Below are 14,771 nucleotides of genomic sequence, written 5' to 3' on the forward strand. Positions count from 1 at the left end.
ATGTCCGTTCCTGAAAGCACTTGATAAGATTTAGGTTAATTCTTAAATTTAATTAACCATGGAAAAGCCAAGAAAAGGATCAAAAGGTGGTCGAGTTGCCATCTATGATGAAAGTTTCAAAATTGCTGTAGCCAGTGAATATCACATTGGCAGTTTGAGTGTGCTTCAACTGGCACAGAAACACGGATTAGAAGAGAAGACGGTCTATCATTTTTTACGATGGTATAAGCATCATCAATTAGCTTTAGGAGTTGAGCCTCCCTTAAACACCACCTCTAAGGACAGCATTAGTCTAGCCAATGAATTAGCCTATGCCAAATTAAAAATCACAGCTTTAGAGCTTTTAATCAGTAATGCCGAGCGGGAAATGGGGGTGGATATCAGAAAAAAGTCTGGTACCAAACGGCCTGCCAAATAAGAACTTTTTATTCTAAATTCTCTTTAAAAGAGATCTGCAGACTGTTTGGAAGAACTCCTCAGGCCTGGTATCACCTTAAAGATCACCAGGATGAGGCCGTAATGAAAGAAGCCTTCATTCTGGAAAAGGTAAGACTGATCAGAAATGATCAACCTAAAATAGGAGCGATAAAACTGCGTGTAAAGCTACAAGATCAGCTTGAAAAAGAACATTTAAGCATTGGTAGAGATTGTTTTTTCCGCTTATTACGAGAAAACGGATTGCTCGTCAAACCCAAGCGACAATATCTAAGTACCACTAATTCCAATCATCGTTTTAAGATTTGGCCTGATTTAGTGAATCGGCGTCCGGCAATCATGCCTGAAGAGATTTGGGTAAGTGATATTACCTACATCCGTTGTAAAGACGGATTTGCTTATCTCTCATTGGTTACCGATGCCTATTCCCGTAAAATAGTGGGCTATAATCTTAGTCCAAACCTCAAGGCTGATAGTTGCATTAAGGCATTTATTATGGCAAATAATGCTAGAATCTATCCTAAAAGACCTCTAATACATCATTCTGACAGAGGAATACAATACTGTTGCGATGCTTATGTCAAACTTCTACTCCATCATCAAATCAATATCAGTATGACCCAGAGTGGAAGTCCATATGATAATGCTATTGCAGAAAGGGTCAATGGCATATTAAAAACTGAATATGGGCTAAGGCAAACCCAGTGGTCTTTCACTCAAGCACAACAAGCCATACAAAAGGCTATTTACCTATACAATTACCAAAGACCCCATTTTAGTTGTGAATTAAAAACACCCCAATACAGGCACGCCCAAAACAACAACAAAAGAAAACAGAACAACAATCAATACCAGAAAAATAATTCCCACCATCAAACGATTTCAGGAATAAAATCTATAGTAAACAAACAAAATCAGTAACTCCTAGTTTGGAGCTAGTTCGAGTTAGCCTAAATCAACAAGTAAAATCAGTATAAGACACTCCTGCCTTTATTTGTTTAAAGAAAAAATTACCTTCTCTGAAGAACATTGGAACTTTCCCTTCAGAAAAAGATTCCCGCGACAAAGAGAACGGTTATTTTTTGAACATATTCTTTAAAGCCTCCAGTTTCAATTGTAAATCTCCTTCAGGCCGCGCTTTCTCTCTTTGCCCACCTTTATGACTTTGCTGAGGTTTAACGCCTCTATGTTGCGGCTCTGGATGTCTTGCACCCACAGCCCTCTTCGACTTCTCTGAGCTACCTTTATGTTCTTTTTTAACCCTGGCATTGACGTCCGTTTTCATCGATAAAGAAATGCGCTTTCTATCCACATCAACTTCCACAACGGTCACTTCAACCTTTTGGTGAACCTTTACCACCTCATTCGCATTTGCGACAAACTTATCAGATAGCTGGCTTGTATGTACCAAACCATCCTGATGCACACCTATATCAACAAAAGCGCCGAAATTTGTAATATTAGTTACAATACCTGGCAACTTCATTCCTATCTTCAGATCAGCAATCTCATTTACCCCATCAGTAAAGCTAAATACTTCGAACTGTTCACGAGGATCTCTCCCTGGTTTAGCGAGTTCGGCAAGGATATCATTTAACGTAGGCAAACCAATATCCTCATTTACATACTGTTGAGGTTTAATTTGTTTTTGCAGAGAAGCATCATTAACCAACTGATTTATACTACAATTTAAGTCTCTGGCCATTTTATGTACCAAAGAATAACGCTCAGGGTGTACTCCACTCGCATCTAAAGCAACTTCAGCACCTCTTATTCTTAAAAACCCTGCAGCTTGCTCAAATGCTTTATCACCCAAGCGAGGGACTTTCTTTAAACTCTCGCGGTTCTTAAACGCTCCGTGTTCATTTCTATAATTTACAATATTCTGAGCCAGCTGAGGACCTAATCCAGATACATAAGCCAGAACCTGCTTTGAAGCAGTATTTAACTCTACACCCACTGCATTTACACAACTCATTACCGTATCATCCAGCGATGCTTGTAACTTATTCTGATCAACATCATGTTGATATTGCCCCACACCAATAGACTTGGGATCAATTTTTACCAGCTCAGCCAATGGATCCATTAACCTGCGACCAATAGAAACAGCTCCTCTGACTGTAATATCCTGAGTTGGAAACTCTTCACGAGCAACTTCAGAAGCAGAATAAATAGATGCCCCATTCTCACTCACCATCACAACTACTACAGAAGGGATATTCAAGCCCCGTACAAATACTTCAGTTTCACGCCCGGCAGTACCATTGCCGATAGCAACAGCTTCAATTTCATACTTAGCGCAAAGCTCTATGATTTTGTCGGCTGCTTTTTTAACATTACCCTGCCCTGTATGCGGATAAATAGTCGTGTTTTCTAAAAGCTTACCTTGTTTATCCAAACACACAACTTTACAGCCTGTTCTGAATCCCGGATCTATAGCCAAAACGTTTTTCTGTCCCATAGGTGCAGCAAGTAAAAGCTGACGTGCATTTTCAGCAAATACACGGATCGCTTCCTCATCGGCCTTTTCTTTAGAAATACTACGGATTTCAGTTTCCATGGCCGGACCAAGCAAACGTTTATAACTATCCTGTACCGCAAGCTTAACTTGTTGCGCACAGTCATTATTCCCTTTAACAAACAGACGCTCTAATAAATCAATAGCTCCCTCTTCCGCAGGCATAGCCTCCAGTTTTAGAATCCCTTCGTTTTCTCCACGCCTGATGGCCAGAACCCTGTGCGATGGTGCATTTTTTAGTGGCTCTTCCCAGTTAAAGTAATCTTTATATTTAACGCCCTCTTCTTCTTTACCTTTAACTACAATCGATTTAAATGTCGCTTTCTGCTGATAATAATTTCGCATAGAAGTTCTTGCTTCTACATTCTCATTTACCATTTCAGCGATAATGTCTCTGGCTCCGGCCAAAGCATCGGCTAAAGAACCAACTCCAAGCTCGTCGTTTAAAAATCTGCCAGCTTCAGTTTCCGGTGAAATCCTACCTTGTTCCAGCAGTAATAAAGCCAATGGCTCTAATCCCTTTTTCCTTGCTTCTGAAGCTCTGGTTTTGCGTTTAGGTTTGTAAGGAAGATAAATATCCTCAATCGTTGCGATATTTTCCGCAGCATTGATCTGCGCCTCTAATTCCGGACTAAGCTTATCTAATGCGGCCAGTGCTTTTAAAATTGCTTCTCTGCGTTTATCCAGCTCTCTTAATTGCTGAAACCTATCCCGGATTGTGGCTACCTGCACCTCGTCTAAACTTCCTGTAACCTCTTTCCGGTAACGGGAAATAAAAGGAACTGTTGCCCCTTCATCCAATAATTCAATAGTAGCGATAACCTGCTTTTCCGTTACTGCCAGTTCAGCAGCAATGATTTTAGAATGATTGCTCATTATTTTTTGTTTGATCTCCTAACGTACAATTGCCGGCAAAATTAACCCTAACAATTGATATCTCAAATAAATATATTGTTAACAATATTACATAAATACCCATAAGTAGGTATTTACCTTAAGCCGGGGGCTGGTAACTTTGTAAGAAGTCAATCCTAGACGCTGATGAAATCAAATTACCTATCTAATCATTTAACCCGAATTGTGGCTATTGCCGTCCTTTGTTTATCTTTCTCTTGCAGTAAGGATAAAGGTCCTGAACCTAAAGTCGACGAAGAGAAAAAAGACCCTATCGAAATTGCAGAGGTTACAATAAACAAAGATAAAGTGCTACCGGGTGAGGCACTGATGTTAACTTTTAATGGTACAAACGATTTAAAAGATACCTTACAAGTTGATCTTGCAGGAAAGATGATGATTCTATTTAAAACAGAAAGCAACCAGTATACTGGAGTCATTCCTGTACTAAAATCAGGCAACTATACGATTAAATTATCCAACAAGCTAAAGAACAACTTATCGCTTACCATATTGCCTTATACAACCATCGAAAATCCAGAAGGTGTAATTGCAGACTTTAAAGCCGAAATTAATGCTTCAGTCGAGCATCTAAAAACATTGTCGCCAACATCCATCGCAAACATCTCCTTGCTTGAAAATATGATGGCAGAATTGGCTGAACTGACAAACAAACTTACGGCATCTGAACAAGCAGATTTGGCTTATTTCATTAAATCCAATAAGTTGGAGATCCAACTGTTTAAACCAAATACTCAAGGAAAAGCTGCAGGCCGAATGGTACTTATGGCGAAGAATGCAGGCGATAATTTGGTGAATACTGGTTTAAAAATGAAAAATGGCGTTATTGTAGCAGCGGCAGCGATTCCTGTTGCGGTATACTCCCTTATAGGCATTTATAAAGCACCGGTGCCTTTAAAGCATTATTTCGCTCTAGCATCTGTAGTTTCGATTTCTACGTATATTATTGCCTTGGAATATGCTGGTTTACAAGCTGCTGAAGTAGGTAAATTTTCAGATATTGCAGTAGAAATTATTACCTCAGAGGGTGCAAACAGGTTTGGCAGAACGATGTCCGTTAATGAGCAGAGTCCGAAAATAGTCTACAAAAATGGTAAAACTCAAGGGCTGCCAATCCAAATTCGCCTTAACACCATTTCTAATCAATTAGTTAATCATCCAAGTACTTTTGTAAAGCAGGTATTCGCAGATAACAGTACTTTAATTAAAATCGATAAGCAGTTTGCAAGCCATGTGAATGGCTTATTGGAATATTTACCTAAGATAGGGACATATACCTCGTTTTCAAGTAAAATGGCCAACACATCGGAGTCTGTTGTTCAGGAAGGACAGATCGAATACTTTTCAGCCGCAAATGTATCTGATCCTTCAATCACATTAACCTATACTAAGGAGAATGGTGTTTTTATGCTCAAACTGACCAGTGACAGGATTTTAACCGTAAAAGATATCAGTTTTGACTTGATTTATCGCAATGAAGATCTAGATATCACATTAAAAAAGACAATAAATGCTGTTTTTGATGGGGGTAGGCATCCAGATAAAATGGAAATTTTTGCAGGTAATAATCAGATTAGCGAGTTTGGGAAAGCGTTAGGCAAAGCACTAGAGGTGAAAGTTATTGATGATGCAGGAAAAGCGCTAAGTGGTGTTGAAGTAAAATGGAGTGTTAAGTCTGGAGGAGGCACATTAGCCAATTCAACCTCTGTTTCTGACGCAAATGGCATTGCCAAAAACAACTGGACATTAGGAGCCTCTGGTACTCAAGAAGTCAGCGCATCTGTTACAAGAACCGATGGCGCAGCTGTTAAAGGTAGTCCCCTTATCTTTGTTGCTACTACTTCTGGCTTAGCAGGTAAATGGCTGGTTAAGGAGAGGTATCTTACTCTTAATTCAGAAGGGATATTGACGCAGGGAACTGGCGAGTATTTCTTATTCGACAGTAAGGGAACATATTCTTATTTCTATAAACCTAGACCTGGTGGAGGATTTGATGAGGAAATTAGGGGTACCTATACGTTAGACCTGTCTAAACAGGAACTCTATTTAAAACCGACAGGAGCTACAGCAACCGAAACCTGGGCAATAAGATCAATGACAACAATTGATATGGTAATAGAAACTCCATCGCCTTATACAGATGATAAAGGTGATGTATATACCGATAAATATACTTTGAAAAAGGCTAATTAACGGAAATTGCCACATTGATAATGCAAAAAAGCCGTATCATCATTTTATTGACGATACGGCTTTTTCGGTATTTTAAATTATTCTTATTTGTTCACGTACATTACTTCTTTAACAGCTTTAACAACACGCTCAGCGTTTGGTAAGCTAGCTGCGATCAATGTTGGTGCATATGGCAACGGTACATCTGCACATGTAATACGCAATACCGGAGCATCCAGATAATCAAAAGCATTTTTCTGAACATTAAACGCAATTTCAGATGAAATTGAAGCCAATGGCCATGCTTCTTCAACAACTACCAGACGGTTAGTTTTCTTAACAGACTCGATGATGGTTGCGTAATCAATAGGACGTACAGTACGTAAGTCGATCACCTCAACGTTAATTCCTTCTTTAGTCAACTCTTCAACTGCAGGATTTACTACACGGGAAAGCATTTTACCAAAAGTAACGATAGTTACATCTGTACCTTCTTTAACCACATTAGCTTTACCAATTTCCAGGTAATATTCTTCTTCGGGAACTTCACCTTTATCACCGTACATCACTTCCGACTCCATGAAAATTACTGGATCTGGATCTAAGATAGCTTGTTTAAGCAAACCTTTAGCATCATAAGGAGTAGCAGGTATAACAACCTTTAATCCCGGGCAGTTTGCATACCAGTTCTCAAAGTTTTGAGAGTGCTGAGCACCTAGCTGACCAGCATTACCAGTTGGACCACGGAATACGATTGGTACAGAGAACTGACCACCGCTCATAGACAACATTTTAGCTGCACCGTTAATAATCTGATCTATAGCAACTAAAGAGAAGTTAAAAGTCATAAATTCAACAACCGGAACTAATCCGTTCATTGCAGAACCTATAGCAATACCAGCAAAGCCTAACTCAGCAATTGGTGTATCGATTACACGTTTTTCGCCAAATTCATCAAGCATACCCTGACTAACTTTATAAGCACCATTGTACTGCGCAACTTCCTCACCCATAAGGAAAACGTTTTCATTTTTACGCATTTCCTCGCTCAGAGCCTCACGCAAAGCTTCTCTAAATTGAATCTCTCTCATTGTATATTCAAATATTAACTGGCACAAATATAAGTATTGTAATGCAATTATAAAGTAGTGTTTTAATTACACTTTCGAACCTGCAAAACGGCTAAAATAATTTGGCATTTCACATTCCACACAGAGTTAAATATGGGGAATATGCGAAACCAGCTTCATTCTCTGTTGGCACAAAAGGAATATCTTCATTAAATAACTCCGAAAGTCTGGCTTCCAAGAAACCTATAAACTCAGTTTTTACACTTTCCAGTTGTTCACCATTCAATTTTACTTTTTCCCGACCTTCAGTAAAATAAAAATATGTGCCTTCCTTACGCATATTGCGAATACTATACAGATTTGGTTCTACCCATTCAACAGCATTTGCCTTTTCAAAGACATAGGTATAAAATAATGTCTGTATTAATGCCTTATTCTGTTTGTTCCCATTGGTATCAAAAACATCTGTCAGATTGGTATACCTTAACACATCACTTCCTGTTTTATAATCTACAATACGCGTGATGCCATTTTTACGATCTATGCGATCTATAATCCCATGTAATGTTATACTTTGCTCCTCTCCCCTGACCTTAAATTTAAAGTCAACCCTATCTCTTTTTTCAAGTGCTAAAACTTCAAAGGGAGCTTCATTTTCATCATAATCCAAAATCAGATTTGCATATTCTTCTACAATAGCCAATACCACTTTCTGCATTCCATTATGGTTTACCTGAAGATCTGAGTTTTCGAACATGACCTGAGCAAAAGCTTTTACTGCAAGCTCAGGCACTTTTTTGCGATAGTCAGCAATACGCTGCTTTGTGATCATGGTATCCACAGCCATGAGGTCTCCATAAAAAGTCTCTAACACATAATGCAGCATAGAGCCTATATAGTTGGCTTCCAGATTTTCAGAAATCTCTTCAGGCTCTTCAATCCTGGCCACATAACGATAAAAGAATTGCAGTGGACAATTCACATAAGTAGTTAATGCAGATGCCGACAATGGGATTTCTCCGTTTAGATATTTATTAAGTACCTCCATTACCTTTTCATCTTTAGGAATAATTACAGGAACTTTTTTCTCAGTTGTAATACGTTGTTTATGCTCCAGATAATTGAAGTGATAACCACTTTCGTATTCCAATTGTCTTAAAAAACGGGTTGGCTCTCCAGTATTGGTATCATCCGCCTGAGCATTATAAACTAAACTAACATCAAGAGATCGTTGTAACAACCTATAAAACATATAAGCAGAAATTGCATCCTGATTCTCCAACACAGGGAGTCCGTATGCTCTTCTGATGCTATCTGGAATAAAGCTTGGTGACACGTTTGATTGGGGCAACAGCCCCTCGTTTACACCTAAAATATATACTTTCTCAAAATCAAGGCTTCTGCTTTCTAACAACCCCATTACCTGAATACCTTGTAATGGTTCACCTGTCAATGGCACTGCAATTCCCTGGACTGCTCTTTGAATGAGCGATAAAATAAAGGACAATTCTTTTGAACTGGTTAAAGCAGGCAGATATGTTTCCAATGCATCATGCAAACGGTTTAATTCCTTTATAGTAGCCACAAATAAATCGGCTTCAGTTTGTCGCAATGTTTTATGAGCAAGCTGCTGTTCTAATATATGCTTAAAAATAGCTTGTAAAGTATTAGTTGCTTCAGTACTGCTTTTAATGCGGGTAAAAAATGTAGCCAATAATCCCTTTTGTGCCTGTAACCTCGACAGAGGCACTTCCGCCAGCTGCTCTGCTAATAGTTTTTGCTGTATCTTACTTCGCATTTGCTCAGAGACTCCAGTTAAAGGATGCGATAAAAAAGCCTCTACTTCACGGTGATACACCGTCTCTTTGTCAGCCTGGATTAATTGCGCCTGTACGCTTAACCATAAATCGGCCAATCCAAAAATAGAAGACGCCACTAATGGGTACCCCATAGTTACATTTATATTTACCGGACGTTTTTCCTCCCCATGATTGTAATGTGTAGGGATGGTTTGCAATACCGGGAGCAATAAGCTCTCATCAGCCAGAATAAGGGCTATTTTTCCTGCATTATCTACTGCATTAAGCAAAGGATAGTCATCCTCTAATGCTGTGCTCAGTATTTTCGCCTGGGCCACCTGACCCTGAGTTTTATAAACATTTATCGTTTTTGGATTCGCCTTAATAAATGATCTACCAGATCCTAAAGCATTTAGCAGCCCGGTACTTTCAAGATTTTTTCTTAAAAAAAGGCCTGCTTCCTGCAAGGGATCATCCATGTAATAGTCGTCTGTATCAAAGTAAAACAAAGTTTTATTCTGATCCTGCCATTGTTTAAATACAACAGCTTCTGCTCTGCTTAAGGCATTAAAGCCTACAAATACCAATTTACCAAATGATGAAGCAAAATCAGGTTGAGTTGCCTTTCCCTCTGCAAGCTGGCGGTAAATATTGCCCATGGTTGTTAATCCCTGCACATTAAGAGCCTGATGATAATCCGCATACAACTCTGGCATCCGCTGCCACATTTTAATAAACTGCACCTGTTGTTTCTTATGCTTTCCCTCTGAATAAGAACTCCAGAAATTCTTTAAGAACTCCTGCTGTTCTTCAGTCAAATAATCAAACTGATAATCAACCTCAGCAAACTCTTCCATTTGCTGGAATAGCTTATCAGCATTTACCAGATCGTTATCTATTTGTGCAAAATCACTCAATATGATTCTAGCTATAGGATAAAACTTAGCAGGTTCAATCTTGTTTTCTCCATTTCGAATGATCAGTTTACTATACTGCTGATAAAGCGTAAAAAACTGAGTAAACGCATCCGCTACTTTCAGTTCAGACGACAATGCAAAAAACTCCTGAATAGTCAGGAAAGATGGACTCCAGAATGGCTTATTGATAATTTTTGCCAGGTGATCCTGCAGGTAGGCTACCGGACGCTTATTGTTAAAAACAATAGCTGCATTTTGTAAATCATCCCCTAGTTTAAAAACCAGGTCCTCTGCTACTTCTTTTAAAAAAGGCTTCATATTTATTTCTCCCATCTTACACCAATTTCAATTGTCCACTTATTGCATAAAACAAATACGTTTTTACATCTGTATAGCCCATAGCCATCAACAATTCCTTATAATGTGCCACCTGTTCAATATGTTTATCACTCTCCTGCTGGGTAAATTTATAATCTATAATGATCAGCTCATTTCCATTTACCAATATCTTATCAGGACGATAACTTTTCCCTTTAGTATCGATAATACTTCTTTCATTTAAACTCTGTTTACTTTTTCCTAATATTTCCTGCAAGCCTGTATGTTGTAATACAGCCAATGCCTGTGCTTTTAAAAAAGGAAACTCTTCTGTTCTAAAAACACCATCCAGCAGTAATGTCCGTAAAGCATCGTCAATATCGTCTGCACTACTTGCCATCGCCAATACCTCATGTAATATTGTACCGGTACGTCCAGCACTTTCTCCAGTGATCAGATCTATTTCTCTGCGTTTTAAATTCGCATCAAATACCTGGCTTAAACGATCTGATACCGGATAGGATTTCATTTCAATCTCCTGAATAGCGGAACTTTTCTCTGATTGTTCAGATACTTCTCCCTCAATTAAATAATGTCCATCTTCAGATAATTGATCTTCATAAACCAGATTCAACAAATCACCAATATTGGTAATAGTTTTAGTTTTTTTACCTTGAGTATTGATATAGAGATATTCCTTTGATCGGGTCGTAGCTACGTAAAGCATGTTTAAAGCATCCATATTGTTATACAATAACTCTTCAAAATAAGGCTTTGCTACACTAGACCGGCCTAATTCTTTATTGTATTTTAATGGAATACTATGCAAGTGATGATAAGGTGTATCTGCTGCAGGAACCCAGAATATACCATTCGGCTTGCCATTGATATCCCAATTACAGAACGGCAGCATCACAGCCCTGAAGGCTAACCCCTTAGATTTATGAATAGTGATCACCTGCACAGCATCCGTATTTTCAGATGATGGCAAAGTTTTTCTTGCCCCTTCTTCTTCCCAAAAAGTAAGAAAAGCGGTAATACCCCGCTCGCCATGTAAAGCAAAACTGCCCATCAAATCCCTTAAGGCAAACAAATATGGCAAGTTAGCTACATGTTGTGGCTGATGTAAACCGTAGGCTGTTATAATTTTTTCAAGTAATGCTGGTAATGGCTGTTGCATCCATCCCTGCCAATTTTCACATAAATCAGCGGGCAACAAGTCCGACAGCTCCGTCAAAGTCTTGAATTTGAGTGCGAAGTAATGATGAGGAACAACCTCTGTTCCCATTAAACGCGCATATAAATTGATACAATTTGCTTTAAACAAGGCTGTATTCTCTGATAGGCCGCCCATTACTTGCAAAGTATTGATGATTAATTTTACTGCGTTGTTGTTATTTAAAAGCAAGGCCTCCCCGGAAATCACGTCAATCCCATGGTTCATCAATGTTTCAACCGCAGCCACCGCTTCAGAATTTGAACGTACAAGTACACAAATGTCCTTCGGTTTATAATTCTTAACCTTGATAAGCATGTCCAGTTCTTCAATCATTTTGGCCAGCGACAAATCTCTGAATGTGACTTTACTTAAAGGATTACCTTCTTCATCTGTCTTAAGCACATTAAAGTTAATTGTCCCACCGTCTAAAGTATAAGGTGTTGTCTTTTGCTTTACCTCTCCATAAACATCAGTAACAATCCGGTCAAACCCTTTAGACTGCCACCATTTTATTACATCAGCTACCTCCTGCTCTTCAATTGCTCCGTTCAAATTAGTTTGCATGAGTTGTGGCAACTGTTTAAACAAATCATTATTGAAGTGAATGATATTTTGTGTACTCCGGTAATTTTCTTCCAGACTGTCGTCCAGCACATTTTCGGCCTTTACATCCAGCTTTGCCTGTTGGTGCAGAATATTCCAATCACCATTACGCCAACGATAAATAGACTGTTTTGTGTCTCCTACGATTAAATGATCAATATGTTTTCCACTAGGTGATGCAATAGAGTTACTTAATAGTGATCTAAAACTTCCCCATTGGTTAGATGATGTATCCTGAAATTCATCAAAAAGAAAGTTCCGGTACCTGTTACCCATCTTTTCCCAAATAAATGAAGGATTATCATCGGCATCATCTGTGATTCCTTTTAATAAAGTCTGAGCATCACTGATTAACAAGTTCGGACTTTCATCTCTATAATCTTTTAATAGTACAGCCATTTCCTGCATTAAGCGCAGATAGTATAGGTTTTTATTGAATGCATGAGCCAGGATATAGCCAGCTAAACCCTTCTGATAGGTATGCACAAGTTTTGACAATAGAGGATTTAATTCGGAATATGCTCCACTTTCCTGGCCTTTCTGAAACCATTCTTCAGGTTGGTCTATAAGTTTTGTCAGGCCAGAGATTTTAGTCAGATCACCTCCTGCTATTTTTGAAAGATTGTTTAATGGTGATTTAGATTTCCCTTTCAGACTTGAAATATCTATCCCTTCTACTTCAAATATTTGCTGTGCCTGATCTGCAAGTTCTTTAAGCGTATTTTCAAAAGTTTCAATTCCCAACCGGGTAACTTTATTATAATCCTTAAACAGCATATCGAGATCGACCGACTCTCCTAATAGTTTAATTGCATTTTCAAATGGTTGATAACGCTCTTTAAATATTTCATTGGTCAGATCAATAAGCTCCCTACGATAATTCCAGCTTTTATCGTTGTTAATACGGTCAAGCGCCAGATCAATAATCCACTGTAAAAGTACAGGATTCTTATCCAGGGCCTTATCTAATCTTTCTGCCAGCTCATTCTTTACCTTATCATAATTCATTTCGAGGCCATATCCTGCATCAAGGCCAAGCTCGAAGGCAAAGCCTCTGATTACTTTTTGCACAAAGCCATCAATGGTGCTGACCGAGAAGCGGCTATAATCATGCAATATTTTACGATATATTTTATCAGACCTGTATTTTAAAAGATCTGCATTCAAATCCGGATGGGCCCTTAAAACAATTTCCCGGTAATCATTAATTTTCTTGGACGGATCGCCTTCAGCAAAGCCTTTCAGCACTTCCATGATCCTGGATTTCATTTCCTCCGTAGCTTTATTTGTAAAAGTTACAGCAAGGATTTCCCGGTATTTGGTTTCAGCAGATAACAATAAGGTTAGATAATGTGCTGTTAAACTGAATGTTTTACCTGATCCGGCGGAGGCTTGTAATATTTTTAATGGCTGTTGAGGCATTAGGTAAAGCTATAATATTTTATTATAATCTCATTACCATAATTGACTGACAAATACTTAAAATTGTATCTTATTTCAAAGAGATGAAGACATTCCTGTTCATAATTTGCTTAGCATTTTCGAGTGCTGCTTTTGCACAAGAAAATAAAACTGTTAAAACTCCATCAGAAAGAATATCGATATACAATCCAAAAGCTAATGCCAGAGCGGATATTGATGCCGCCGTAGCCAAAGCTAATAAAGCAGGAAAACATGTATTTATACAGGTTGGCGGTAATTGGTGTGTTTGGTGTATTGCATTCCATAAACTGGCTGATGCTACACCTGAACTGAAAGACTACCTGAATAACAACTATGAAACTGTTCTGGTAAATTATAGCCCTGAAAACAAAAATACTGATGTAATGGCAAGTTTGGGTTACCCAGGCCGCTTTGGCTATCCTGTCTTTGTAATTCTGGATGGTAACGGAAAAGTATTACATATACAGAATTCTGCTTACCTTGAAGAAGGAAAAGGTCATAGTGTTAAAAAAGTAATGAACTTCTTAAAAGGCTGGACTGCAGCTGCAGTTAAGCCTGAGAACAATAAGTAGAGTTTATTAAGCTTTCTTCTTCTTTTTAGCTGCAATTCTTGGAGGGCGCTCCGTCATTGTAATGGTTTGTCCTAACATATCCCGAATGACCACCGAAGCACAAACCCCACCGAAAGCCGCGGGCAAATAAGAAGCAGTGCCATATGCAGAACGCTTAAAGTTACTACCATCGGTCATTAACAATGAATCTTTCATGATTTCTTCCGTTGAAAATACTGCTTTAATCTGACTGTAATTTTCAAATCGCTTTAATCTTTTACGCACATATTGCGCAAAAACACATTGATAAGTATCGGGCAGCCATGTAACACGTACCTGAGTAGGGTCTAACTTCCCTCCAGCCCCCATGGAGCTGACAATTGGTACATTTTTCTCTAATGCTTTAGATAATAGTATAACTTTAGGTGTAAGACTGTCTATACAGTCCATCACATAATCAAAATGATTTTCCATTAATGTCCTACATTTATCAGGAGTTAAAAAATCATTAATAACATGTAGTTTAAGTTCCGGATTTATTGCTAGCAACCGCTCTTGCATGATCTCAGCTTTACTGACCCCATGATTAGTAAATAAAGCAGGCAATTGTCGGTTCCTGTTACTTGGATCTACCACATCACCATCAACGATAGTCATTTCACCAACACCTGAACGACAAATAAATTCAGCAGCAAATGATCCTACTCCACCAAGCCCCACTACCAACACATGTTTTTGTTGTAGTGTATTGATACCCTCATCCCCAACTAGTAAAGCTGAACGAGATAACCAGTTTAAATCAGACATA

At 38.5% G+C, this 14,771-nt stretch carries 9 protein-coding genes; 4 read left to right on the plus strand and 5 right to left on the minus strand.

The genetic code is table 11. The features are described from left to right. Positions 1-58 precede the first annotated feature (58 nt). Together ABDJ41_RS00005 and ABDJ41_RS00010 are read left to right on the plus strand one after the other, a co-directional pair. Positions 59-418 carry a transposase gene (locus ABDJ41_RS00005; RefSeq protein WP_349783609.1) on the plus strand — a complete coding sequence of 120 codons (360 nt, stop codon included), beginning with the start codon at positions 59-61 and terminating at the stop codon, positions 416-418. Beyond that, positions 415-1,356: an IS3 family transposase gene (locus ABDJ41_RS00010; RefSeq protein WP_349784718.1), complete on the plus strand. Its 942-nt coding sequence runs from the start codon at positions 415-417 to the stop codon at positions 1,354-1,356. The genes ABDJ41_RS00005 and ABDJ41_RS00010 overlap by 4 nt, the downstream gene beginning before the upstream one ends. A 154-nt stretch (positions 1,357-1,510) precedes the next feature. Here ABDJ41_RS00010 and ABDJ41_RS00015 read toward each other — a convergent pair whose 3' ends face one another. Then, positions 1,511-3,832: a Tex family protein gene (locus tag ABDJ41_RS00015; RefSeq protein WP_349783610.1), complete on the minus strand. Its 2,322-nt coding sequence runs from the start codon at positions 3,830-3,832 to the stop codon at positions 1,511-1,513. A gap of 165 nt (positions 3,833-3,997) precedes the next feature. Between ABDJ41_RS00015 and ABDJ41_RS00020 the strand changes: the two genes are divergently transcribed. Then, complete coding sequence (locus ABDJ41_RS00020; protein WP_349783611.1) at positions 3,998-6,064, plus strand: Ig-like domain-containing protein; 2,067 nt, start codon at positions 3,998-4,000, stop codon at positions 6,062-6,064. An 83-nt stretch (positions 6,065-6,147) separates the two neighbouring features. Here the strand turns inward: ABDJ41_RS00020 and ABDJ41_RS00025 are convergent, their stop codons facing one another. From ABDJ41_RS00025 to ABDJ41_RS00035, 3 genes are all read right to left on the minus strand, one after another. Beyond that, positions 6,148-7,134 (minus strand): pyruvate dehydrogenase complex E1 component subunit beta, encoded by a 987-nt coding sequence (locus ABDJ41_RS00025; RefSeq protein WP_349783612.1) that lies wholly within the window; start codon positions 7,132-7,134, stop codon positions 6,148-6,150. Positions 7,135-7,243: 109 nt separating this feature from the next. Continuing rightward, complete coding sequence (locus tag ABDJ41_RS00030; RefSeq protein ID WP_349783614.1) at positions 7,244-10,162, minus strand: PD-(D/E)XK nuclease family protein; 2,919 nt, start codon at positions 10,160-10,162, stop codon at positions 7,244-7,246. A gap of 1 nt (position 10,163) precedes the next feature. Continuing rightward, the gene (locus ABDJ41_RS00035) at positions 10,164-13,391 is read right to left on the minus strand and encodes a UvrD-helicase domain-containing protein (RefSeq protein WP_349783615.1); all 3,228 of its coding nucleotides are present in this window, start codon (positions 13,389-13,391) and stop codon (positions 10,164-10,166) included. An 83-nt stretch (positions 13,392-13,474) separates the two neighbouring features. Between ABDJ41_RS00035 and ABDJ41_RS00040 the strand changes: the two genes are divergently transcribed. Beyond that, a complete protein-coding gene (locus tag ABDJ41_RS00040; RefSeq protein WP_349783616.1) occupies positions 13,475-13,984 on the plus strand; it encodes a thioredoxin family protein in 510 nt (169 codons plus the stop codon). A gap of 6 nt (positions 13,985-13,990) precedes the next feature. Here ABDJ41_RS00040 and ABDJ41_RS00045 read toward each other — a convergent pair whose 3' ends face one another. Beyond that, positions 13,991-14,770 (minus strand): tRNA threonylcarbamoyladenosine dehydratase, encoded by a 780-nt coding sequence (locus ABDJ41_RS00045; RefSeq protein ID WP_349783618.1) that lies wholly within the window; start codon positions 14,768-14,770, stop codon positions 13,991-13,993. Position 14,771: the final 1 nt, after the last annotated feature.

The sequence above is a fragment of the Pedobacter sp. ASV1-7 genome, from assembly GCF_040203335.1.
Classification (GTDB): Bacteria; Bacteroidota; Bacteroidia; order Sphingobacteriales; family Sphingobacteriaceae; genus Pedobacter.

Bases quoted from the DNA above. Each gene is read 5' to 3' on its own strand.
- ABDJ41_RS00005 (WP_349783609.1), top strand. From the start codon at position 59: ATGGAAAAGCCAAGAAAAGGATCAAAAGGTGGTCGAGTTGCCATCTAT.
- ABDJ41_RS00035 (WP_349783615.1), bottom strand. From the start codon at position 13,391: ATGCCTCAACAGCCATTAAAAATATTACAAGCCTCCGCCGGATCAGGT.
- ABDJ41_RS00040 (WP_349783616.1), top strand. From the start codon at position 13,475: ATGAAGACATTCCTGTTCATAATTTGCTTAGCATTTTCGAGTGCTGCT.
- ABDJ41_RS00015 (WP_349783610.1), bottom strand. From the start codon at position 3,832: ATGAGCAATCATTCTAAAATCATTGCTGCTGAACTGGCAGTAACGGAA.
- ABDJ41_RS00030 (WP_349783614.1), bottom strand. From the start codon at position 10,162: ATGGGAGAAATAAATATGAAGCCTTTTTTAAAAGAAGTAGCAGAGGAC.
- ABDJ41_RS00020 (WP_349783611.1), top strand. From the start codon at position 3,998: ATGAAATCAAATTACCTATCTAATCATTTAACCCGAATTGTGGCTATT.
- ABDJ41_RS00025 (WP_349783612.1), bottom strand. From the start codon at position 7,134: ATGAGAGAGATTCAATTTAGAGAAGCTTTGCGTGAGGCTCTGAGCGAG.
- ABDJ41_RS00045 (WP_349783618.1), bottom strand. From the start codon at position 14,770: ATGTCTGATTTAAACTGGTTATCTCGTTCAGCTTTACTAGTTGGGGAT.